Raw genomic sequence first — 20,869 nt, 5'->3', positions numbered from 1 at the left:
TTTTCCGTTTCTGAAGGATTACTCCACGCGTTCGAGCACGGCGCTGGCGCCGTGACCACCGGCCGCACAGATGCCCAGCAGCGCGGTGCTTTTCCCGCTGAGCGCCAGCTCGTTGGCCATGGTGGTGACCATGCGGGCGCCGGTGGCACCGAACGGGTGACCAATCGACACCGAGCCGCCGTGCACATTGACCTTGTCGATATCTGGTGTGCCGACGGCCTCCGAGCGTCCGAGCCGATCGGCCGCCCACTTCTTGGAGCCGAGCGCTTCCAGCACCGAAAGGGTCTGCGCGGCAAAGGCTTCGTGGATATCGATGTAGTCCACGTCGGCGAGGGTCAGTCCCGCCTTCTCCAGCGCCCGCGGCATGGAGATGGCCGGCCCGATGAGCACCTCGTCGGCGGGATCGACGCTGACGTAGCTCCAGGACCGGAACGCGGCCAACGGCCGCAGACCAAGCGCACGCGCCTTCTCCTCGCTCATCAGCAGCACGGCGGCAGCACCATCGGTCAGCGGACTGGCGTTACCGGCGGTCACCGTGCCGTCGCGGTTGAAGACCGGCTTCAGTGTCGCGAGCTTCTCCACACTCGTGTTCTCACGGACCAGTCCGTCGCGGGTAACGCCGTTGACGGGCACCACCTCACGATCGAAGCGTCCCGACCTGATGGCGGCGGCCGCGCGATGGTGCGAGCGCACCGCGAACTCGTCCTGCGCCTCGCGGGTGATGCCGTGGATCTTGGCCATCTTGTCGGCCGACTCCCCCATCACCTCACCGGTGGTCCGCTCTTCGATCTTGGGCCGGCGCGGCAGCAGTCCGGTGAACGGCGCCAGGCTCAGCGCGGCGTCGAGATAGTCCTTCGGCTTGGGCTTACCCAGGGCGAGCGGGGCTGCGGCGTGAATGAGCTTCTGCGGCAGGTTGACTCCGGCATTGGAGGTGGAATCGGAACCACCGGCGATCATGACGTCATACTCACCACGCTCGATCGCCGCGGCCGCGGTGGTGATGGCCTGCAGACCGGACGCGCATGCACGGGTGACGGTGTGCCCCTCGACTCCGTGGCCAAGCTTGAGATCGAGCGCGATCTCACGAGCGATGTTTGGCGCACCCGCCGGCAAGATGACACCGCCCCACACGATGGCCTCGATCTCATGGGAGGAGATCTTGGTGTTATCGAGCAGACCACGCACAGCCTCGTCGGCCAGTGCGATGGTGTCGATGCGGGTGAAGTCGCCGAAGGCCCGGACGAACGGAGTGCGCGCGCCCGCGACGATGACGGCGCGGCGCTTGGCAGGAGCGGTCATGGCGGCGAGCTTACTCGCGAGTCAGTTGCCCGTTTACGCGGGTGCATCAAACGTAAAAATTTGCATCGATCCCCCCGGTCAAGACACTAAATCACTGGCAAGCTTGGACGCACCCAAGGCCATAAAGCCGCCGGTGAATGTCGCCCAGAAGACCGCCGCCGGTCGCGGCAGATCCCCACGCACCACGTGGGCGACACCGTGAGTGGTGTCGATGGTGTCGACCATCAGCGCCAATCGCTGCCAGCGCGGCCGCTCCGACTCAGGGCATGTTAGATAGCCCACGCCCAGCGCTAGCGCGCGTGCACCAAATATCCTTGTCACATAAGACAATTCAGGGGTGACTGGCACACGACTCAACCGCGCCATCAATTGCGGTGCCGCCAGACCGACGATTCCCGAAGCGACACGTCCGACCGCGATTCCTCGCAATGCTCCATTAAGGCTCATATCGTCAGGTGTCCGATCGCTCCGTGAGCGCCGCACCCGCGGCCACCTCCAACGCTGCGAAAAATCCGGTGGGCCACGGCCTTACCCGACGTTCAAACCCGCCCGACGCCAATCGCGTCAGCCCCATGCCATAGCTGGCATAACGAACTGCGGCACGTAGACCGGTGGATCGGGGGCTGTCGTCACCAGCCTGTGCCAGGGCCAGCGCGAAGGCCAACGGGATGCCTCCGTACACGGCGCGAATCTCGGTGCGTGACTCGCTGGTCGGTGCGTTGCCGCCGAACATCTGCGGCACCAGTGCGGGTTTCACCAGGGCAAAAATGCCGATTCCCGCGTAAATCCCGGCCGCCGCTTTACGCAGTGTTGTGTTGTGGCTCATGAAGGCGATGGTGCCAGGACGAGGAGGCCCAGGCACTGCCAATCGATGCCAGATCCGGCCGGATCCATGCCAACTGTTGTTGAGGTGCGCCGCCAACCCGGCCGCTGTCCGGAAATCCGTCCCCGACAGCGGCCCGTGTGTGGGCTAGGTGCCCGCGCCGGGGCTAGCCGAGCCATCCGCGGTGTAGGACTTGGCGCCGGTACCGGCCAGCTGGCCGCCCTCGACGATCAGGTATTCGTCACGGATGGGCCGCCGCTCAAAGAAGTCTTCGAGGATCTCCCGGGTCCCGGCCGCATACCTGGCCTGCGCCGACAACGTGGTGCCGGAGACGTGCGGCGTCATCGCCTCGTGCGGCATGGTGCGCCACGGGTGATCGGGGGCCGGCGGCTGCGGGTACCAGACGTCGCCGGCGTAACCGGCAAGCTGTCCACTGCGCAGGGCGTCGACCACCGCATCGCGCACCACGATCTCGGCACGGGCGGTGTTCACGATGTACGAGCCGCGACGCATGGAGTTGATCAGGTTCGTGTCGAATAGGTGATAGGTCTGCGGGTGCAGCGGGGCGTGGATGTCAACGACGTCCACGGAGCCGACCAGAGACTGCACATCCGGGTGGTACGTGAGCCCCAGTTCCTGCTCCACCTCGGCGGGCAGCCGACGAGTGTCAAAGTAATGTAGCCGCACACCAAATGGCTGGAGCCGACGCATGACCGCCTGCCCGATGCGCCCGGCCGCGATGATGCCGACATCGAACCCCTCGAGGTCGTAGGCCCGCTCAACGCTGTCGGCGATGTTCCAGCCGCCGTCGACTACCCGCTGGTGTGAAGGCAAGTAATTACGCACCAGTGCCAAGATCTGCATGACGGCATGCTCGGCGACACTGATGCTGTTGCAGTACGTCACCTCGGCGACGGTGATACCCGCCTTGATCGCCGCATCCAGGTCTACGTGGTCCGAGCCGATGCCCGCCGTCAATGCCAGCTTCAGCTTGGGCGCCTTGGCAATCCGCTCCGCACTGAGATACGCGGGCCAGAAGGGCTGGGAGATCACCACATCAGCGTCGGGCAGCTCCTTCTCGAACACCGAGTCGGGCCCATCCTTATCGGAGGTAACCACCAGCTCGTGCCCCTGCGCCTCCAGATAACGGCGCAGGGCAAGCTCCCCGGATACACATCCGAGCAGTTCACCCGGGGTGAAATCGATGGCCGACGGGGTAGGCAGGCTCTGCCCATCGGGATAACCGCCGATGATCGGGATCGAATCCCGGGCGTATACGGGCGGATAGCCCGTTACCGGGTCGGGGTAGAGCACACACAAGATCTTCGCCATGACCACTCCTCCACGGCGGTCGCAGGGCCGCCAGTTCTATTGATGCAGACGGCTTTCCAGCTATCCGATGCGTTCATTTCGACGCATCTTCAGTGTCCGGTGCGCAGTGACGGGGTGTCCAAGACCAAGTTCCGACCGCCCAATAGGTAGAGCCGATCAGGGCTGGTCGAGCGGTGCCGCCGTCTGCGCCAGTGCACGCGCCAAGAGCGACGCGGGCTCACCCGCGGTGCGCACCAGGGCCACCGGCGAGCCAAGTGTTGGCGCCTGCAGCTCCACGACTCGCGAACCTGCCGGTGCCGGCACGGTGGCGAACCAGGTCCGCGCGACGATCGCCGCCCAGCGGCCCGTCCCGACGAGGGCCAGCAGTGTCGCGACGGAGTCGGCCTCCAGGCGAGGCGACACCGTCAGTCCATGCTCGGCAGCAGCCTCATCGATCCGATCACGGTCACGCATACCCTTGTGCAACAAACATATTGGCAGGCTTAGAGCCTGCGACCAGTCGATCGGGTCGGGGGCGTCACGCAACAACCCCTCGCCCGCCACCAGCACGTACCGCTCCTCATAGAGCCGGGTCAGCTCGAGCCCTTCGGTCTGCAGCCCATCGTCGTAGACCACACCGGCATCGAGTTCGAACCGGCGGATCCGGTCCAGGATCTCCGCGGAGCGCAGGCTCGATTCGATCCGTACCCGCACCAGCGGGTGTTCGGCGCAGAACGCATCGGCCATCAGGGCGACCCGGGTGGCCGCGCCGGGCACCACACCCAGACGCAGTTCACCGGTGAGTCCGCTGCGCAGTGCAGTCACCTCATGCTCCAGCGCGTCACGGTCCGCGAGAATCCTTCGCGCCCAGAGGACCAGGCGCTCCCCCTCCGGAGTCAAGCCCTCAAAGTTCGATCCGCGCAGTACCAACGGAACGCCCAGCTCGTGTTCGAGCTTGCGGATTGCCTCCGAAAGCGCCGGCTGGGACACGTAGCACGCCGACGCCGCCCGAGCGAAGTGTCGTTCCCGCGCCAAGGCCACGAAATACTCAAGCTGACGGAACTGCATAACTCGTTCTACCACTAGCGATCGGTGCTGCCTATCGCCTCAGCGGCAATGTCTCTTGGACAGGCGCACCGGTGCGCTCACACACTGGTCCCCATTGTCACCACCCGAGGTTGGGAGAACATCCGTGGACGCATCCGCGAGGACGCGCCCCCGGATAGGCGCCCGGCCAGGCCGGCAAGACCACTGGCACGCACTCCGGGTGGCGGCCGGTCTGGCCCTGCCCGGCGTGCTGCTGCTGGCCATGGGCCGGCCCGAGCTACTGGTGTACATCGTCTTCGGCTCTTTCGCCGGGATCTATGGCCGCGCCGAATCTGGCTGGTACCGCGCACGCCAGCGGATACAGGCGGGTGGTCTCCTCTGCGTGGGAGTCACTCTCGGAGTGACGCTTTCGTCGCTGCGTGCGAGTACCTGGATGCTGGTAGCGGTGGAGGTGGCGTTCGCGACGGCAGGGTCAGCGGTGACCGACGCACTACGTCTGCGGCCAACGGGACCCTTCTTCTTCCTTTTCGCGATCGGCGCCACCGCCACCGTTCCGGCCGACCTCGTGGCTCCGCTCAGTGCCATCGGACTGTGCGTGGCGACAGCATTGCTGTCGGTCCTGATCGGCTGCGTCGGGTCGCCCAGCGGGATCTCGACTCCGTGCGTGCAGCACCGTCGCCTGCCCCCAGGTACCGGCACCCATGCACTGCGATATGCGCTAGCCGTCTCGATGGCCGGAGGGGCGGGATTAGTACTGGGCTTCGATCACGCCAATTGGGCGATGGCAGCCGCAGCCGTGCCACTGGCCGCCATCGACCCCGGACGGCCGTCGAATCGAGAGGTATCGGGAGCACTGGCACGGTCCGCACACCGCATCGTGGGAACCCTAGCGGGCCTGATGTTCACCGGAGCGCTGCTAGCCCTGGGGCTTCCACCTGTCGCCGTAGGCGCACTGGTGATAGCGCTGCTGTTCCCCACCGAGCTGTTCATGGCACGTCACTACGCGCTGGCGATCGGCTTCTTCACCCCGCTGGTGATGCTGATGACCGAATTGGCCGACCCCACAGAACCGTTCACCCTCATGCTGTATCGCGGCCTAGACACCGCAATGGGCGTCGCCGCCGGAGTGCCTGCCGCCGCGCTGGTGGGCAGACGGGGCGCGGTCCGTTAGACCTGCGCCAGATCTCTGGCCAGCCGGGTGGCGCCGACGCTCATGTAGCCGCCGGTCAGAGCCACCAGTGCGGCAGCGCTGGCGCGGGGAGTGTCTCCTCACGGCTCACCTTGGCGAGGAGGTTAGGTGCGGCCAATGAAGTGACGCCGTCCGATCGCCAGTCCCCGCAACGCACCCCCAAGGTTGTTGCTGGCAGATTCTGGATTCATATGACCTATCGTGCCGACAGCTACTTGCCCGAGCCCACAGCTACGTGCCAAATCTGCCCGAAATCAGGACATCTGCAGAATCAGAGGATTTCGTCGACGGCCTCAGTGGGGCGTGCCATCCGGGTTCCCTTCGACGTCACCACGAAGGGACGCTGGATCAAGCGAGGGTGCGCAACCATGGCCTCAAGCAAGGCGTCATCGGACGCATCCGCCAGGCGGAGGTCTTTGTACTCGGCCTCACCGGTACGCACTGCCTCACGCACGGTAAGGCCCGCGTCCAGAATCAGCTTCTTCAGCTGCGACTTGGTGGGCACATCATCGAGGTACTTCACGACGGTGACGGTGGCACCCGCCTCCTCGAGCCGGGCCAGCGCCTGACGGGACTTCGTGCACCTGGGGTTGTGGTAAATCGTTGCGTCCACAGCTTCAACTTACTAGCGCAACCGACAATTCGGCCTTGAAACACCAGCCGGACGCCAAACGTGCGCGACGAATTGCAGCTCAATCAAGCGTCGTCATGTCATTAGTCGGCGCGATTTCGTCGGCGGAATCCACCTATGTGCAGAAGGGCTAAGGTGGCGTAACATCACAGATAGCTGGGTATTTCAGCTGGTCTGGGAAGAATTTCGCCGTCCGCCGCGGAGTTCCGGGAGCATTCGCTCCGCAACCCAACATTTCCGTGATCGTAGCTGCGCCAGAGGTCTGCCATGATCGCTCTTCGTCCACCAAAGTGGTTGAAGGACACGATGACTCCTGCGAATACGAATCGCACCCAGCGACCCATGTCCGCCATCATCACGGCTCGCGATCACCCAAACGAGGGAATCCCCACATGAGCATCGGCAAGAAGATCACCTACAAAGCCCAAGCGGCAGCAGGCGCCGTCAAGAAATACCTCGGCCGCACCACCGGCAACAGCCGCCTGCGGGTCGAGGGGCGCGTTGATCAGTTCGAGGGCAACGTCAAACAAGCAGGAGAAAACGTCAAAGACGCGTTCAAACATTGAGCTGCGGCCCGACCGACCACGCTGACGACCAGGTCTGATCCCGTCTCATCTCTCCGAACATCCGCAAAGAAACTAGGCAAACATCATGATCGTTCTAGGCATCGTCCTTATCGCCCTGGGGCTCCTTCTCCCCAGCCTCGTCCCTACCTTCGCCTTCGCCCACATACTTCTAGTCCTAGGGGTCATCCTCCTGGTCGTCGGCGTGGTCTTGATGGTCGCGGGGCGGACGGGACACGCACTTGGCGGCCGGCGCCACTACTACTGACCCGAGGCGTGCGCGAACGCAACTGACCATGGACGACCTATCCAAGGAAACACACATGAGCACTATCTCCCTTGCTATCGCCGTCGTCTCGGTTGGGCTGTTCGTGCTCTCCATCGTGTTGGCATGGCAGGCCCAAAGGATGCGAAAGCAGCAGCATCACAACAAGACCGGGACCATCCGTGGCCAAGGCACTACCTCCCGCGATCACTTCAACCAGCAGCAAGACCGAGCAGAAACGCTAGACGCGGGAACACAGCAGGAGGGTGAAACTCCGGGCGCCGTCCCCAAAGAAGCGCAGAACCTGTAACAGTCCGCCAAACCACACCGACGACGTACCGGCACTTCGGTCGATGACGTGGGCCGGGAGGTGCACGTGGGTGCGGTGGTTCGGCAGAAAGCAAGGAAACTATGGCGATTACCGACGTTCCGGCGTTCGCCCACCTGACACACGCCGATATTGAAAGCCTGGCTGTTGAACTGGACGCGATCCGCCTAGACGTTGAGGAGTCCCGTGGTCATCGGGACGCGCGCTACGTCCGTCGCACCATTGCCGCGCAGCGCGGACTCGAGGTGGCCGGCCGAGTCTTGCTGACGGCCAGCTCACATCGTTCGGCGTGGTGGGCTGGCACTGCGACGCTCGGCGCCGCCAAAATCATCGAGAACATGGAGATCGGCCACAACGTCATGCACGGCCAATGGGATTGGATGAACGATCCCGAGATTCACTCCTCGACATGGGAGTGGGACATGAGCGCGGTGTCCAAGCACTGGCGACTGACTCATAACGTCATGCACCACAAGTACACCAACATCCTCGGCGTTGACGACGACGTGGGCTACGGAGTGCTGCGGGTTACCCGCGACCAGCGCTGGTCACCGGTGCACCTCGGCAACCTGTTTGTCAACGCTGTCCTGGCGATAGGGTTCGAGTGGGGAATCGGCCTGCAATCCTTGGAACTTGAAAAGTTCTTCACAGGCCAGTCGAACCGCAAGATCGCTCTTGTGCAGATCCGCGAGTTCCTGATCAAGGCCGGCCGACAGGTGTTCAAGGATTACGTCGCTTTCCCGGCGCTGACCGCACTGTCGCCCGCCGCGACCTACAATTCGACCTTCTCGGCCAACGCTATCGCCAACGTGATCCGCAACATCTGGGCCAACGCCGTGATCTTCTGCGGCCACTTTCCCGATGGCGCAGAGAAATTCACCAAGACCGACATGGCCGGTGAGCATAGAGGACAGTGGTACCTGCGCCAGTTGCTCGGCGCCGCGAACTTCGATGCGGGACCAGCACTGCGGTTTATGAGCGGCAACCTCTGCCACCAAATCGAACACCATCTGTATCCCGATCTGCCGAGCAACCGGCTCCACGAGATCGCCATCCGGGTCAGTGAGATATGCGACAAGTACGACTTGCCTTACACCACAGGATCATTCCTGATGCAATACGCCAAGACGTGGCGCACCATCGCCAAGCTCTCACTGCCCGACAAGTACCTGCGTGACACCCCCGATGACGCGCCAGAGACCCGAAGCGAGCGGATGTTCGCCGAACTCCGGCCGGATTTAGCGGACGGTCAGGCAAGTACCGCCCGCAGTCAGGGGTTGAAATCCGCGATCAGGGCGGTGCATCAGTGGAAGCATCGCCCGCACACCGGAAGATCACCGAGATACCTTCGCTAGCGCACCTTTTCGGGAATTGAGTTCAAGGCACGTAGAACCTCAACCGCAAGCTCGCCGGCGGTACTGCTGTCGAGCGATGACGCAGACATCAGCGCTTGCTTAACCAATTCAACGCGTTTGTCATAAGGAGAGGTGAAGGTCGTCTGAGAATCCATGATCTCTGTCCTATTCAGTCAGGCTTGTTTCGAGCACCGCGAGGATGCTCCGCCTGACACTGTCAACGCTACTCCTCGCACGGACGGGCCCAGGCGTTTGTGTCATTACCGTCAGTGACGCCTCATGTTTCGAGTAATCCGCACGTAAGTGATGCGTCAGCCATCTCTCTCGCTGAGGATGAGTTGCGCGATGGCGTGCCGGCTGGTGCTGATGCGGACAGCCTGGGCGTCAAGATGCTGCCAGGCCAGTTGGGGCGTGTAGCCGCGGCCGATTAGAACTCCGATGGCCTGGTTGATGTCGGTAGCTGCTTGCAGCTGGTTGGCGCTCGCACTGTCTACCACGGTGAGATCCTGGTCAAAGACGAGGTCAGTCAGTGGTTGCGTGACGAGCAAGGCCAGGTCTGCAGCGAGTTTGACGAACGCTCCCGGCACTCCAGAATGCAGAACGAGGGCAACTGGAAGACGGTTCCGGCCGCCCGACAGCATTATGCGCAGCGAGGCACGGATGTCTACGGTCGCTGGCCCATCGGCCATGAGAGTGAAGGTGATCGGCAGATCACTTTCGGAGACAATCACACTCAAGCCCAGATAGGCCGGTATCGCCGCAGCAGCATCTGCGGCCAACTGGCGCAAACTATCGGCAACGTTGGCCCCAGGCGCATCCAACGCCTGGGTGAGGATCGCCAGATCAGCGGCCATCGCCGCAGTGATCTTCACGAGGCGGATACTCCCTAAGCGCTCCCGAGCGCTGTCGAGTCGGGCAATACAGCGCATCGCGATTGCTGTGCGCCGCGGAGAACCTGGGTGTGCGGGTCAGGGCCCGTATCCGTCGCTGTACTCCACTTTCAACCCTACGCGGGTACACACAATGCGCCTCCGCTACCGGCCACAGGCAGTGAACTCAGCGCGCCGAGTGCCGGGCGCGCGCCCGGCGAACCGCCTCATCGACGATGCGTTGCGCCACGTCCGCCAACTTGCGGTGCTCGGCTTGGCTGATCGCCCGCAATTGCGTAAACGCGTCCTCGGCACTGCGTCCGCTGCGCCCTCTAAGCAGGCCGATCGCTTGATCAATTACCGGTCGCGTGGACAAAGCTGTATGCAACTGTGCGACTAAAGCCCTTGCTTGAGCGAGCAATTGAGCGTTACGTACCGCCACCGCGGCCGGTTTGGCGAACAGCTCGCCCAGTTCCGCCGCCCGCTCATCGAAGACGTCCTTGCCATGGGAGTACACATTGATCGCGCCGACCACGTGCCCCGGCAATAGCAGCGGTAGCGAAAGAGCGCTGTGCACCCCTAGCCTGCCTACGCGAGGACCGAACCGTGGCCACATTCTCTCCCCTCCCAATGAGCCGGAACGCACCGTGCGGCGCTCCAGTGCCGCCGTGATGCAGGGGCCTTCCTGAAGCATGGTGTACTGAATGTGGTCAATCTCAGAGACAAACGGCGCACTTGCTGCCAGCGCTTCGACCATATTGTCCGGATGGTCCACCCGCAACAGCGTCACCCCGGCACCATCAGCACCCGGAATGGCATGCACTGCGAAAGTTGCTACCTCCGCAAGTAATTCAGGCAACCCTTGACTGCCCGCCACCAGGCCAGCCAGATCACCGAGAGCGTTCTGCAGATCAACAACGTCGGCGCTGATGTAATCCGGACTCGTCGGCCCAATCACCGGATCGGGCGCCCCTTCGCGAAAATCAGCCACTGCTCTTGCCCATGCTCAATAGTTCGGCTCTAGCTCTGCCCAGAGCATCGTCTCTAGCCGCGCCCGGAAAGCTCGTCATTCCGAGACTACCCGTCAGGGCCGCGAACGACTAGCAACACCGGGTGCCGACTTTGAAAGTGGATACTTCCGAATGCATCTGGGTGCTCGGAGAAACGGCGTAGCGCGTTGAATCACCGGGGTGTAGCGTCAAAGGCAGCTGAGAATTACAGCTGGTCTGAGAAAGGTTCTGCTGCCCGCCGTAGAACTCGAGGAGCGAGAGCTCCGAGTCCTGACATACCCGGTGATCGTCTGCCCGTCGGGATCGCCATGCCCAGCTCGACTGATTTGCCCCCGCGCCTATCGCAGCGTTCGCCACCCAGTCTCCGACCTGATGCACCAGGGGCACGGCCATGAAGACTCCGATCATCGTGGCAGCCATCCTGATACTGCTGGGCCTGCTGGCACTGGCAATGTCCGTTCGTATTGTCAAACAATATGAGAACGGCGTGCTGTTTCGGCTGGGCCGAGTGATCGGCCAACGAGCACCTGGCCTGCGGTTCATTTTCCCATTTGTCGATGTGTTGCATCGTATTTCATTGCGGATCGTGACGATGCCGATTCAGTCTCAGGGCATCATCACCCGCGACAATGTCAGCGTCGATGTGTCTGCCGTGGCCTACTTCAAGATTATTGATGCGGTGAAATCTGTTGTGGGAATTGAGAATGTGCATGCGGCGATCAATCAGATCGCACAGACAACGCTGCGCAAGGTGGTTGGCCAGCACACGCTGGACGAGATCTTGGCCGAGACCGAGAAGATCAACCTTGATATTCGCGGGATTCTTGACGTCACGACCATCGAGTGGGGTGTCCAGGTCACCTTGGTGGAGCTCAAGGACATTCAGCTGCCCGATAGTATGAAACGGGCGATGGCGCGCCAGGCCGAGGCGGAGCGGGAGAAGCGCGCGAAAATCATTGCTGCGGAAGGCGAGTCCTTAGCAGCAGCCGCGCTCGGTGCGGCCTCGGACACCATGATGGCCCATCCGCTGGCACTACAGCTACGCAACCTGCAAACCCTAGTCGAGCTCGGCGTCGACAAAAACACCACGGTTGTGTTCCCCGCTCCCTTGATGTCAACCATTGCCGAGCTCGGTGCGTTCCTCTCACACGAGGGCGCGGCCGCCGCCAGGTCGTCGCCTCCGCCCCATCAGGTTGCGGACGAAATCAACGGCGTTGCGGCCAACGCCGGACGACGAGCAGACTCCGCGGAGCCCGAAAACTGGAGGCTCTGATGTTCAATACTGACCAGAGCGGGCCAGTGGTGGTCGGAATCGACGGGTCGAAGGCCGCTCTTTTCGCCGCCGAATCAGCGATTGACGAGGCGATTAGTCGTGATGTGCCGCTAAGCCTTGTCCACGTGACGCGACCGCTCGTGACCACGAAATCACCCGCAGCCGAAGGTCGGCATGATGAACGGTTCGCCGAATCATCTTTACGCGCAGCCGCAGCTGCGATCGAGGCGATCGGCAAGCCGGTCAAAGTGGACACCATTCTTATCCGCGGACTGCCCTCTGACGCGCTTGTCTTCGAGTCAAGAAGTGCCAGTCTCATCTGTATCGGCGCCGGCCGATTCGCGCACGCGGCCCTCGGCTCGACGGCCACCAGGCTCGCCGAGCGCGCCCATTGTCCCGTTCTGATCGCTCGCGCACCGATGCCGGACCAGCCGACAGAGCTATCCGTGCTGGAAAACGCAGCGGCCGGTAGCAGCTGGAACGCTAGCCGACAGAACTGGATCGCTGTGTGCCTCAATGGTTCTAAGGACAACCGGAATGTCGTTGACCACGCCATACGCGAGGCGCGGCTACGTCAGCTACCGGTACTTGCCATAAGCACTTGGCCGCTTAAACTCGGCGAGGGGACGAATCATGAACTCGAGCGCCGCGTCGCCAGCCTGCATGAGCAATACGGCGACGTTCACATCTACCCGGTGACAACCCGCGCCCGAATCGCCCGCTTTATCGCCCGCTGCCACGAACCAATTGCGCTCGCGGTGATCGGTACATCGGAGGCCAGGCAGGCGGTCCGGCTCTGCCGATCATCACGTGAACAATGCTGCTCGGTTCTTGTCGTACGGCCTTAGTGCGGGTTGTGAAGTGGCATCTACATCATCCAGAACTGGCCCAGAATTGCAGAAATACAATGGATTTGGCGTACTGGCATGGGAGAACCGGCAACCTGATCCTTCTTCATTCGTTCCATCAATAGGAGTAAACTGGCGCATACGACGGTGTTCAGATACTCGCTCACCGATAGGGTGCTGTGTCGTCGGAAAAATGGTCCCGGTTACGGGGCCCAGGGTAGGAGCGTCTGATGACGCATCATGTGTTTTCTAAACCCCGAAGCGGACCGGCCGTTCGTCTGCGATTGAAGCCAAAGGCACCACCAACCGGGCACGTCGATGGCGCATGGTGGCCTTACTCCAGGGATCTGATGGGCGAGCTGCCACAGCTGCTCAGGATTCTCAGTGTCCGTTTGGGTTCGATCGACCGGATCACGTATCGGGTCTCGGAGTGGTCGATAGACTCGCGGCGGATACTGTTTCTCAATCGCCTAACCCATCTGAATTGGTCACTTAGCCAGCCGAGTAACACCATCAGTGTCGAGGGAGCGGACGGGGCGCATCTCACCTTGTTGATCGTCCCACCGGACACGGAGGCCGTACCCGCCCACACCACCATGATGACAGCGGCCGCTCCCGGCAACACGGCGACCGTCGCCCAACTGCTACCGGCCAACCCAACGGAACTCGGCACGTGGATCGATACATTCGCGGCGCAGAACCGATGGGATTCTGAAGGCGGCGCACAGATGGTCGAACACCGCGATCAACGCCGCGCCGCAGGTACCAGAGCGTAAACCCCACCAGAGCTAGAAATCGGCGCGTCAGAGCTTTCGGGTCAAACTCGGCACAATGACATCGTTCACCAGCGTGCGGACCGTGCTGGCCGTTGGCGATCTCACTGGCATCAATGAACGGAACACCAAGTACCCCGGTAGCAGATCCCAGAGCTCCTCGTTGATGGCGGCCGCATCGATCTCACCGCGTTCGACGGCCGCGGCAAGTACGTCGTCGAGCAGCAACTTGCGCTGATCGACAAACTTCGTCCGAAATGCCTTGGTCAATTCGGGGTTTCGCTCGATCTCGATCAGCAGACCACGCATGACGGGCGTATTGCGCCGCACGTCCGCGAGTGCGTTCATCCCGATCTGCAACAGGTCCTCGCGTAGCGAGCCGGTATTCGGCCGAACCAGCTGCGCACGCATTCCCTCGATGAAGGCCGCCAGCACCAGCTCCGCCTTCGACGGCCAACGCCGATAGATCGTGGCCTTGCTCGCCTTGGCCTCCGCGGCGACTTCGTCGACCGACAGTCGGTCGTATCCGTGCTGCTGCAGCAATCGCAGGGTGACCGCGAGCAGCTCCACCTCCCGTGGGGTCCACTGGGAGTCCTGTCGCTTCTTGGCCGCCTTAGTCAACCCCGTTGACACACCACTCACCATGGGAGTACGGTACCGTACCGTTCCGCATAGATCGGTCAGCGACTATCGAGAGGGCGTGGGCGCTGGTGCAAGGCTGGTTCTGGAATCTGCTCAAACGATGGTGGACGGTACTGGTCGCGGCCGCAGTAGTGGCGGTGGTGGCCTTCGGCGTTACCCGGCTACACGGCGTCTTCGGCTCGAACATCGAGCTAACCCGCCCCGGCACCGAGGCCATGGAGAACACCAACTACAACCCCAAGCGCGTCTTGCTCGAGGTCTTCGGCACGGCCGGGAGCACCGCGACCATCAACTTTCTTGATGAAATGGCGCAGCCGCACCGCGTCGACAATGCGCCGCTGCCGTGGTCGCACGAGCTTGTCACCAACGACCCCACCCTGTTCGCCGACCTGCGCGCACAGGGCACTGGTGACGCAACCGGCTGCCGCATCACTGTGGACGGCGTCGTCAAGGACGAAAGGACCGTCACCATCGTGAACGGCTACACCACCTGTCTGGACAAGTCCGCATGAGTGCCGGCCACGCACAGGAGTCGCGGGCAGCGAGGATCATCCGCCGGCTGGCGGTGCCCATTGTTTTGTTCTGGGTGGCGATCGCGGCAGTGACCAATGCCTCCGTGCCGCAGCTGGAAGTGGTCGGCGAAGAACGTTCTGCCCCATTGAATGCCGCCGACGCACCGTCCACCATGGCGATGCGGCATATCGGCAAGGTCTTCAACGAGTTCGACTCAGACAGCTCGGCCATGGTCGTGCTCGAGAGTGACAAACCCCTTGGTGCGCAAGCGCATCAGTTCTACGACACGCTGGTGCAGCGACTGAAGGACGACCGTGAACACGTGCAACACGTCGCCGACTATTGGGGCGATCCAATCACCGCGGGCGGTTCGCAGAGCAAGGACGGTAAGGCCGCATACGTGCAGGTCTACGTCGCCGGCAATCAGGGTGAGGCGCTCTCCAATCAATCCGTCGACGCCGTACGCCGCATCGTCGCGGACACGCCCGCCCCGGACGGGGTCAAGGCCTACATAACCGGCGAGGCCCCGACGATCACCGATCAGTTCGAGGTAGGCAACGCGGGCTCTGCCCAGGTCACTATCATCACCTTCGCGGTCATCGCCATCATGCTGTTAATCGTCTACCGCTCGCTCACCACCACGGCACTGGTGCTGGTGACGGTGCTGGTGGAACTATCGGCAGCGCGCGGAATTGTTGCGGCACTGGGCCATACGGGCGTCATCGACTTGTCGACCTACGCCACGAACCTTCTGACTATGCTCGCCATCGCCGCCGGTACCGACTACGCGATATTTTTCGTCGGCCGCTATCAGGAAGCACGCTCCGCCGGTGAGGATCGCCTGACCTCTTACCAGACGATGTTCAAGTCCACCGCGCACGTCATCATCGGATCGGGTCTGACTGTTGCGGGCGCGTTGCTCTGCCTATCGTTTACGCGACTGCCCTACTTCCAGACCCTCGGTGTGCCTGCGGCGCTCGGCGTGCTGGTGACCCTGGTCGCGGCGCTCACCATGGCGCCGGCCGTACTGGTGATCGCCACCCGCTTCGGACTGATGGAACCCAAACGCGCAATGCGCACGCGCGGTTGGCGCCGGATCGGCACGGCCATCGTGCGCTGGCCCGGACCCATTCTTGTCGTCTCGTGCGTGGTGACACTCATTGGACTGCTCGCATTGCCCGGATACAAGACCACCTACGACGGCCGGATCTATATGCCCGCGTCAACCCCCTCCAACGTGGGGTACGCCGCCGCCGAACGACACTTCTCCGTCGCACGGCTCAACCCCGAGCTTCTCATGATCGAAACCGATTTCGATATGCGCAACTCCGCAGGCATGGTCCTGCTGGAACGGGTCGCCAAGTCCGTTCTCCATGCCCGCGGCGTGGCCCTGGTCCAATCCATCACCCGGCCCCTCGGTACTCCCATCACCCACTCCTCCATTCCCTTTCAGATCAGTGCATCAAGCGCCAGCCAGCTGATGAACCTGTCTCAACAGGAGAACCAGGCCCTGTACCTGTCTCAACAGGCCGACCAGATGACGCAAACCATCGCGGTGCTGAATAGCCAACTGGCGCTTCAGAAACAGAGCGCCGCGATCACGCACGAACAAACCCAGGGATTCCAGCAGACCGTCGCGGTCGCCCAGGACTTGCGGGACAAGATCGCCAACTTCGATGACCAGTTCCGGCCCATACGCAACTACTTCTACTGGGAACCGCACTGCTTTGACATCCCCTTCTGCGCCGCACTGCGATCCATCTTCGATGCCCTCGACGGCATCGATGAACTGGTCGACGCGCTGCAATCGGTGACCGGGAGTCTCACCAAGCTCGACGCGCTACAGCCCAAACTCGTCGATCTCATACCGCCGCAGATCGCGATTCAGGAGAAGAACCGCGACCTGACCCAGTCCAATTACGCCATTAACAACGGCACCAACACACAGAATGAGGAATCGACCCGCACCGCAACAGAATTGGGCAAGGCCTTCGACGACGCGAAGAACGACGACTCCTTCTACCTGCCACCGGAGGCATTCGACAACCCTGCGTTCAAACGCGGCATGAAGCTGTTCATGTCCCCGGATGGCAAGGCCGCGCGCATGATCATCACCCATCAGGGAGATCCGCAGACCTCCGAGGGCATAGAGCACATCAACGCGATCAAGGAAGCAGCGTTCGATGCCGTCAAGGCAACTCCGCTGGCCGACGCCAAGATCTATGTGGCCGGAACCGCCTCTGCGTACAAGGATATCGCCGACGGTCAGAAATACGATCTGATGATGGCCGCGCTGGCCTCGCTTGGCCTCATCCTGCTGATCATGATGTTCCTGACGCGCAGTCTCGTGGCGGCCATGGTCATCGTGGGAACGGTGGCGTTATCGCTGGCGGCCTCCTTCGGGATGTCAGTAGTGGTGTGGCAGTACATCTTCGGGATTCCGCTGTACTGGGTCATCTTCCCGCTGGCGGTCATCATCTTGCTGGCGGTCGGGGCAGACTACAACCTGCTGTTGATCTCCCGATTCAAGGAAGAAACCGGAGCAGGCTTGAAGACGGGCATCATCCGTGCGATTGCCGGCACCGGAGGGGTCGTCACCGCCGCTGGCCTGGTCTTCGCGGTGACGATGTCGTCCTTCATCTTCAGCGATCTGCGGGTTCTCGGCCAGATCGGTACCACCATCGGCCTCGGGCTGCTCTTCGACACCCTGGTGGTGCGGTCGTTCTTGACGCCCGCGATAGCCACCATGCTGGGCCGCTGGTTCTGGTGGCCTCTCAATGTGCGATGCCGCCCATTACCGCAACCATTTGGGCCGAAACCCGTTGGCGCCGATGACGCTACCGGACCCATCCCGGCGGGCGGATAACGCTCAACCGGGCTGCGCCAAGAGCTGGGCGCCGCCGTTACCGTCCCGCAGGGAATGAATCATGCTCTGCAGGATCCGGAACGCGCTAGACTGCTCGGTGTCGGTGAGACCGGCCAGCATTCTGACCTCGACGGACCGGACAGCGACGGTCGCCTTCTCCAGGCTCCGTCGGCCGCGAGGCGTGAGCCGCGTGGGAAGAACCTTCCCGACAGGGGCCTCCGCAGGCCTGGTCACGTGACCCTCTCGTTCCAGGGCCTGGAGCAGTACGTTCATCGACTGCCGTGTCACGAACGCGCCCCGCGCGAGTTCGGAGTTCGACAAACCCGGGCGCTGAGCCAGCAGCTCGAGACAGGAGTAATGCGTCACGCTCATCCCGAGCGGCCGCAGCACCTCCTCCATGGCCACGCGCAGGACGCTTGATGCCTCTTTCAGCAGGTAACCCAGTGACGTTTCCAGGTCGACGCCGACACCGTCTTGACTCATGTCAGAATTCTGACATAGATTGATGCTTGTCAGAAAACTGACACGTACTAAAGGAGCATCATCATGCCCGTTACCGGCCCCGACTTCATCTCACTTCAAGCAAGCGACCTCGACGCTTCGCAGGCGTTCTACGAGCAGTACCTCGGCCTCGTCCGCTCACAAGCCGGACCTCCACACGCCGTGGTCTTCGAGACGAAGCCAATCGCGTTCGCGCTCCGCGACCTCGTCCCGGGCACCAATCTCGCGTCCATTACTCAGCCCGGCATCGGCGCCGCGATCTGGCTGCACGCCACCGACGTCCAGGACATTCACGACGCTCTCGCGGCCGACGGTCACACCATCGTCACCGCGCCGATTGACGGCCCGTTCGGCCGGACCTTCACCTTCGCCGATCCCGACGGCTACCAGATAACTCTCCACGACCGCGCCTGATCGGCACACGCCACCGGACGATCGCAGTGGGTAGAATTTACTCGGGCTGCGCCCAGGGTTCGGTCGGCAGCGGGGCTCCGGTCTCCAAGAAGGACTTAAGGTTTGACAACACGGCCGCCCATCCACCGCCGACCTGTGCGCACTCCTTGGGGTCCGTCAGATCTGCATGCTGCACGGTTAACCGGACGATCCCCTGGTACGGCTGGATAAGGAAGGTGACAGTCGATTCCGAGTCCGCACCCGGCTCCGACCAGGTAATCACCAACTTACGCGGGGGTCGCTTTCCTCGACGCTACCGACCACCTCTGCGATTCCCGAATCGTTGCGCTGGTGCCCCCAACGCGAACCCTGTTGCCAGTCAGACACATTCGCATGTCCCCAGTACTGGGCGCTGAGCTCGGGGTCGGTGATGGCCTGCCACACCTTCTCGGGCGTGCTGTTGATGTAGGTGGTGTACACAAAGGTCGGTTGAGACATGCTTGACTCCTCAGCTCGCTGCTTGATCGCGCTCAGCGCTCGCAACCGCGGGCGCTCGAACTTGTCCATCCACCGTTCCTCAATCTCATACAGCGGAACCGGATTGAGATAGTGCAGCTTCTCCCGGCCGTATTTCACCGCGCTGATCAGGTTGGCGGATTCGAGCACGCCCAGATGCCGAGTCACCGACTGACGCGCCACTCCAACGCCTTCGCAGAGCTGACTCAGGGTCTGGCGGTTGCGTTCATGCAGCCGGTCCAACAGCTCCCGCCGAGTCAGGTCGGCGAGAGCCTTGAAGACCACGTCCCCCATGAGAATGGCCGGGTGCTGACTGCACCCGGCCATTACGCAGGTATTTACCTGCCTATTGCAGCAGGTGCCTCGTGGGAGGCCTTCGCCCGGCCGGATGTCGCCGACCCCGCGGCTCCGCGACTGAATCGGACGCCCTTGTCGGCGACCTTTCCGTACTTGAGCACGGGCAGCTCGCGGAAGTAGTTCTGGTACGACCGCCACGGCGCCAGCGGCACCTGGTGCGGCACCGCGCTCTCCGCGCGGGCGACATACCCGGAGACCAAGTCCTCCAAGAACGGCAGCCGCTCGCTGGTCGGGGGCTCGACCGGCCACACCACGGTCTGTCCCGTCTTAGCCATGTAGTTGAGCAGACGGCAGGTGTACTGCGACACCAAATCGGCACGGAGAGTCCACGATGCGTTGGTGTACCCGAAGGTGAAGATGAAGTTCGGCAGGCCTGTCAGCATCAAGCCCTTGTAGCTCACCGAATCCGCGGGGTTCACCTGCACACCGTCCACGACGGGCCTGAGCCCACCGGCCAGCTGAACATTCAGACCCGTTGCAGTGACGATGATATCGGCCTCAAGCTCTTCACCGGACTCCAACATGATGCCCTTGGGCGTGAACCGCACAATACGGTCAGTGACTATGGAGGCAGTGCCCTTGCGCAGGGCGCGGAACAGGTCCGAGTCCGGCACCACGCACAAGCGCTGATCCCACGGGTTGTACTTCGGGGTGAAGTGCTTGTCCAGGTCGAAGTCGGGAAGCTGGCGCTTCAGGAGCGCACGCAGGATCCCCTTCATGCGCTGCGGGTCGCGACGGCTCGTCTGGTAGCTGATAAAGCTGACCATCTGGTTCTTCCACTTCACGATCGGGTAGGCGATCGATGCGGGCAACTTGCCCTGCAGCGCCACCGCAAGCGCGTCGGTGGACGGCAGCGACACCACGTAGGTGGGCGAACGCTGCAGCATGGTGACGTGCCCAGCGGTTCCCGCCATCGCGGGGACCAGCGTCATGGCTGTCGCCCCACTACCGATGACAACGACCTTCTTGCCCGCATAGTCCAGATCCTCCGGCCAATGCTGCGGATGGATCACCTGGCCGGTGAAGTCTTCGACACCCTCGAACTCCGGCGTGAAGCCCTTGTCGTAGTTGTAGTAGCCGGTGCACGCCAGGAAGAACTCGGTGGTGAACTCGACGATCTCACCGTCATGCTCGGCGCGCACCGTCCAGAGTCCCTGCTCGGAGGACCACTCGGCGCCGACGACCTTGTGACCGAAACGGATCTTCTGGTCCACGCCGAACTCGCGCGCGGTGTCGGTGACGTACTCGCGAATGGAATTACCGTCGGCGATGCCCTTGGTGCTCGTCCAGGGACGGAAGTTGAAGCCCAAGGTGAACATGTCGGAGTCGGAGCGGATACCCGGGTAGCGGAAAAGGTCCCAGGTGCCACCGATGCGCTCGCGCGCCTCCAGCACCACGAACTTCTTGCCCGGCACGTCGCGGGTGATGTGGCATGCCATGCCAATACCCGAGATTCCGGCGCCCACGATGACAATGTCGACATGTTCGGTCATGCCA

At 62.6% G+C, this 20,869-nt stretch carries 22 protein-coding genes and 2 pseudogenes; 11 read left to right on the top strand and 13 right to left on the bottom strand.

Features of this window, described 5'->3' with window-relative positions:
* Positions 1 to 18: 18 nt before the first annotated feature.
* The 5 genes from B4383_RS09215 to B4383_RS09195 all read right to left on the bottom strand — a co-directional run bounded on the left by B4383_RS09215 (position 19) and on the right by B4383_RS09195 (position 4,501).
* Positions 19 to 1,299 (bottom strand): acetyl-CoA C-acyltransferase, encoded by a 1,281-nt coding sequence (locus B4383_RS09215; RefSeq protein ID WP_078290424.1) that lies wholly within the window; start codon positions 1,297 to 1,299, stop codon positions 19 to 21.
* Positions 1,300 to 1,377: 78 nt separating this feature from the next.
* Entirely contained in the window at positions 1,378 to 1,746 is a 369-nt protein-coding gene (locus tag B4383_RS09210; RefSeq protein WP_078290423.1) for a hypothetical protein, read from the bottom strand.
* A 4-nt stretch (positions 1,747 to 1,750) separates the two neighbouring features.
* Positions 1,751 to 2,125 (bottom strand): DUF4345 family protein, encoded by a 375-nt coding sequence (locus B4383_RS09205; protein ID WP_078290422.1) that lies wholly within the window; start codon positions 2,123 to 2,125, stop codon positions 1,751 to 1,753.
* Positions 2,126 to 2,269: 144 nt separating this feature from the next.
* The gene (locus tag B4383_RS09200) at positions 2,270 to 3,454 is read right to left on the bottom strand and encodes an NAD-dependent formate dehydrogenase (RefSeq protein ID WP_078290603.1); all 1,185 of its coding nucleotides are present in this window, start codon (positions 3,452 to 3,454) and stop codon (positions 2,270 to 2,272) included.
* Between the two features lie 156 nt (positions 3,455 to 3,610).
* Positions 3,611 to 4,501: a LysR family transcriptional regulator gene (locus B4383_RS09195; protein WP_078290421.1), complete on the bottom strand. Its 891-nt coding sequence runs from the start codon at positions 4,499 to 4,501 to the stop codon at positions 3,611 to 3,613.
* Positions 4,502 to 4,625: 124 nt separating this feature from the next.
* Between B4383_RS09195 and B4383_RS09190 the strand changes: the two are divergent.
* Positions 4,626 to 5,710, top strand: a pseudogene (locus B4383_RS09190) (FUSC family protein); the annotation flags it as partial.
* A gap of 230 nt (positions 5,711 to 5,940) precedes the next feature.
* On the opposite strand, the gene arsC reads toward B4383_RS09190, so the two are convergent.
* Positions 5,941 to 6,282: an arsenate reductase (glutaredoxin) gene (gene arsC / locus B4383_RS09185; RefSeq protein ID WP_078290420.1), complete on the bottom strand. Its 342-nt coding sequence runs from the start codon at positions 6,280 to 6,282 to the stop codon at positions 5,941 to 5,943.
* A gap of 410 nt (positions 6,283 to 6,692) precedes the next feature.
* Here arsC and B4383_RS09180 point away from each other — a divergent pair, with 410 nt between their 5' ends.
* The 4 genes from B4383_RS09180 (at position 6,693) to B4383_RS09165 (ending at position 8,811) form a co-directional block, all read left to right on the top strand.
* The gene (locus B4383_RS09180; RefSeq protein WP_078290419.1) at positions 6,693 to 6,866 is read left to right on the top strand and encodes a CsbD family protein; all 174 of its coding nucleotides are present in this window, start codon (positions 6,693 to 6,695) and stop codon (positions 6,864 to 6,866) included.
* Between the two features lie 85 nt (positions 6,867 to 6,951).
* Entirely contained in the window at positions 6,952 to 7,131 is a 180-nt protein-coding gene (locus B4383_RS09175; RefSeq protein ID WP_078290418.1) for a DUF6131 family protein, read from the top strand.
* Between the two features lie 55 nt (positions 7,132 to 7,186).
* Positions 7,187 to 7,438 (top strand): hypothetical protein, encoded by a 252-nt coding sequence (locus tag B4383_RS09170; RefSeq protein WP_139360647.1) that lies wholly within the window; start codon positions 7,187 to 7,189, stop codon positions 7,436 to 7,438.
* A 101-nt stretch (positions 7,439 to 7,539) separates the two neighbouring features.
* Complete coding sequence (locus tag B4383_RS09165) at positions 7,540 to 8,811, top strand: fatty acid desaturase (RefSeq protein ID WP_078290416.1); 1,272 nt, start codon at positions 7,540 to 7,542, stop codon at positions 8,809 to 8,811.
* On the opposite strand, the gene B4383_RS26620 is transcribed toward B4383_RS09165, so the two are convergent.
* The 3 genes from B4383_RS26620 to B4383_RS09155 all read right to left on the bottom strand — a co-directional run bounded on the left by B4383_RS26620 (position 8,808) and on the right by B4383_RS09155 (position 10,671).
* Positions 8,808 to 8,966, bottom strand: a complete 159-nt coding sequence (locus B4383_RS26620) for a DUF6307 family protein (RefSeq protein ID WP_176126695.1) — start codon at positions 8,964 to 8,966, stop codon at positions 8,808 to 8,810. The two genes, B4383_RS09165 and B4383_RS26620, sit on opposite strands and share 4 nt — an antisense overlap.
* 156 nt (positions 8,967 to 9,122) lie before the next feature.
* Entirely contained in the window at positions 9,123 to 9,683 is a 561-nt protein-coding gene (locus B4383_RS09160; protein WP_078290415.1) for a hypothetical protein, read from the bottom strand.
* A 184-nt stretch (positions 9,684 to 9,867) separates the two neighbouring features.
* Positions 9,868 to 10,671: a GAF and ANTAR domain-containing protein gene (locus tag B4383_RS09155; protein WP_078290414.1), complete on the bottom strand. Its 804-nt coding sequence runs from the start codon at positions 10,669 to 10,671 to the stop codon at positions 9,868 to 9,870.
* Between the two features lie 410 nt (positions 10,672 to 11,081).
* Here B4383_RS09155 and B4383_RS09150 point away from each other — a divergent pair, with 410 nt between their 5' ends.
* From B4383_RS09150 to B4383_RS09140, 3 genes are all read left to right on the top strand, one after another.
* Positions 11,082 to 11,963, top strand: a complete 882-nt coding sequence (locus B4383_RS09150; protein WP_078290413.1) for a slipin family protein — start codon at positions 11,082 to 11,084, stop codon at positions 11,961 to 11,963.
* The gene (locus tag B4383_RS09145; RefSeq protein WP_078290412.1) at positions 11,963 to 12,811 is read left to right on the top strand and encodes a universal stress protein; all 849 of its coding nucleotides are present in this window, start codon (positions 11,963 to 11,965) and stop codon (positions 12,809 to 12,811) included. The genes B4383_RS09150 and B4383_RS09145 overlap by 1 nt, the downstream gene beginning before the upstream one ends.
* A gap of 230 nt (positions 12,812 to 13,041) precedes the next feature.
* On the top strand, positions 13,042 to 13,587 hold the full coding sequence (locus B4383_RS09140) for a DUF5994 family protein (RefSeq protein WP_078290411.1): 546 nt from the start codon (positions 13,042 to 13,044) through the stop codon (positions 13,585 to 13,587).
* Positions 13,588 to 13,614: 27 nt separating this feature from the next.
* Here B4383_RS09140 and B4383_RS09135 read toward each other — a convergent pair whose 3' ends face one another.
* Positions 13,615 to 14,229 (bottom strand): TetR/AcrR family transcriptional regulator, encoded by a 615-nt coding sequence (locus B4383_RS09135; RefSeq protein ID WP_078290410.1) that lies wholly within the window; start codon positions 14,227 to 14,229, stop codon positions 13,615 to 13,617.
* 65 nt (positions 14,230 to 14,294) lie between these two features.
* Between B4383_RS09135 and B4383_RS09130 the strand changes: the two genes are divergently transcribed.
* On the top strand, positions 14,295 to 14,738 hold the full coding sequence (locus B4383_RS09130) for an MmpS family transport accessory protein (RefSeq protein ID WP_078290409.1): 444 nt from the start codon (positions 14,295 to 14,297) through the stop codon (positions 14,736 to 14,738).
* The gene (locus tag B4383_RS09125; RefSeq protein WP_078290408.1) at positions 14,735 to 17,605 is read left to right on the top strand and encodes an MMPL family transporter; all 2,871 of its coding nucleotides are present in this window, start codon (positions 14,735 to 14,737) and stop codon (positions 17,603 to 17,605) included. Before B4383_RS09130 ends, B4383_RS09125 begins: the two co-directional genes overlap by 4 nt.
* 3 nt (positions 17,606 to 17,608) lie before the next feature.
* On the opposite strand, the gene B4383_RS09120 is transcribed toward B4383_RS09125, so the two are convergent.
* Positions 17,609 to 18,088, bottom strand: coding sequence for a MarR family transcriptional regulator (locus B4383_RS09120; protein ID WP_078290407.1), 480 nt, complete (start codon positions 18,086 to 18,088; stop codon positions 17,609 to 17,611).
* A 63-nt stretch (positions 18,089 to 18,151) separates the two neighbouring features.
* Between B4383_RS09120 and B4383_RS09115 the strand changes: the two genes are divergently transcribed.
* Entirely contained in the window at positions 18,152 to 18,520 is a 369-nt protein-coding gene (locus B4383_RS09115; protein ID WP_078290406.1) for a VOC family protein, read from the top strand.
* Between the two features lie 37 nt (positions 18,521 to 18,557).
* Here B4383_RS09115 and B4383_RS09110 read toward each other — a convergent pair.
* Together B4383_RS09110 and B4383_RS09105 are read right to left on the bottom strand one after the other, a co-directional pair.
* Positions 18,558 to 19,300, bottom strand: a pseudogene (locus B4383_RS09110) (SRPBCC domain-containing protein).
* A gap of 53 nt (positions 19,301 to 19,353) precedes the next feature.
* Complete coding sequence (locus B4383_RS09105) at positions 19,354 to 20,865, bottom strand: NAD(P)/FAD-dependent oxidoreductase (protein WP_078290405.1); 1,512 nt, start codon at positions 20,863 to 20,865, stop codon at positions 19,354 to 19,356.
* Positions 20,866 to 20,869 lie beyond the last annotated feature (4 nt).

Source organism: Mycobacterium sp. D16R24 (assembly GCF_002013385.1).
In the GTDB taxonomy this organism is placed as follows: Bacteria; Actinomycetota; Actinomycetes; order Mycobacteriales; family Mycobacteriaceae; genus Mycobacterium.
The sequence above is the reverse complement of the archived record's forward strand: the minus strand, read 5'-3'. Positions and strand labels throughout refer to the sequence as shown.

Coding starts and splice junctions, on each gene's coding strand:
- B4383_RS26620 (WP_176126695.1), bottom strand. CDS start 8,966: ATGGATTCTCAGACGACCTTCACCTCTCCTTATGACAAACGCGTTGAA.
- B4383_RS09115 (WP_078290406.1), top strand. CDS start 18,152: ATGCCCGTTACCGGCCCCGACTTCATCTCACTTCAAGCAAGCGACCTC.
- B4383_RS09105 (WP_078290405.1), bottom strand. CDS start 20,865: ATGACCGAACATGTCGACATTGTCATCGTGGGCGCCGGAATCTCGGGT.
- B4383_RS09125 (WP_078290408.1), top strand. CDS start 14,735: ATGAGTGCCGGCCACGCACAGGAGTCGCGGGCAGCGAGGATCATCCGC.
- B4383_RS09210 (WP_078290423.1), bottom strand. CDS start 1,746: ATGAGCCTTAATGGAGCATTGCGAGGAATCGCGGTCGGACGTGTCGCT.
- B4383_RS09170 (WP_139360647.1), top strand. CDS start 7,187: ATGAGCACTATCTCCCTTGCTATCGCCGTCGTCTCGGTTGGGCTGTTC.
- B4383_RS09135 (WP_078290410.1), bottom strand. CDS start 14,229: ATGGTGAGTGGTGTGTCAACGGGGTTGACTAAGGCGGCCAAGAAGCGA.
- B4383_RS09200 (WP_078290603.1), bottom strand. CDS start 3,454: ATGGCGAAGATCTTGTGTGTGCTCTACCCCGACCCGGTAACGGGCTAT.
- B4383_RS09140 (WP_078290411.1), top strand. CDS start 13,042: ATGACGCATCATGTGTTTTCTAAACCCCGAAGCGGACCGGCCGTTCGT.
- B4383_RS09205 (WP_078290422.1), bottom strand. CDS start 2,125: ATGAGCCACAACACAACACTGCGTAAAGCGGCGGCCGGGATTTACGCG.
- B4383_RS09175 (WP_078290418.1), top strand. CDS start 6,952: ATGATCGTTCTAGGCATCGTCCTTATCGCCCTGGGGCTCCTTCTCCCC.
- B4383_RS09145 (WP_078290412.1), top strand. CDS start 11,963: ATGTTCAATACTGACCAGAGCGGGCCAGTGGTGGTCGGAATCGACGGG.
- B4383_RS09120 (WP_078290407.1), bottom strand. CDS start 18,088: ATGAGTCAAGACGGTGTCGGCGTCGACCTGGAAACGTCACTGGGTTAC.
- B4383_RS09215 (WP_078290424.1), bottom strand. CDS start 1,299: ATGACCGCTCCTGCCAAGCGCCGCGCCGTCATCGTCGCGGGCGCGCGC.
- B4383_RS09180 (WP_078290419.1), top strand. CDS start 6,693: ATGAGCATCGGCAAGAAGATCACCTACAAAGCCCAAGCGGCAGCAGGC.
- B4383_RS09195 (WP_078290421.1), bottom strand. CDS start 4,501: ATGCAGTTCCGTCAGCTTGAGTATTTCGTGGCCTTGGCGCGGGAACGA.
- B4383_RS09150 (WP_078290413.1), top strand. CDS start 11,082: ATGAAGACTCCGATCATCGTGGCAGCCATCCTGATACTGCTGGGCCTG.
- B4383_RS09165 (WP_078290416.1), top strand. CDS start 7,540: ATGGCGATTACCGACGTTCCGGCGTTCGCCCACCTGACACACGCCGAT.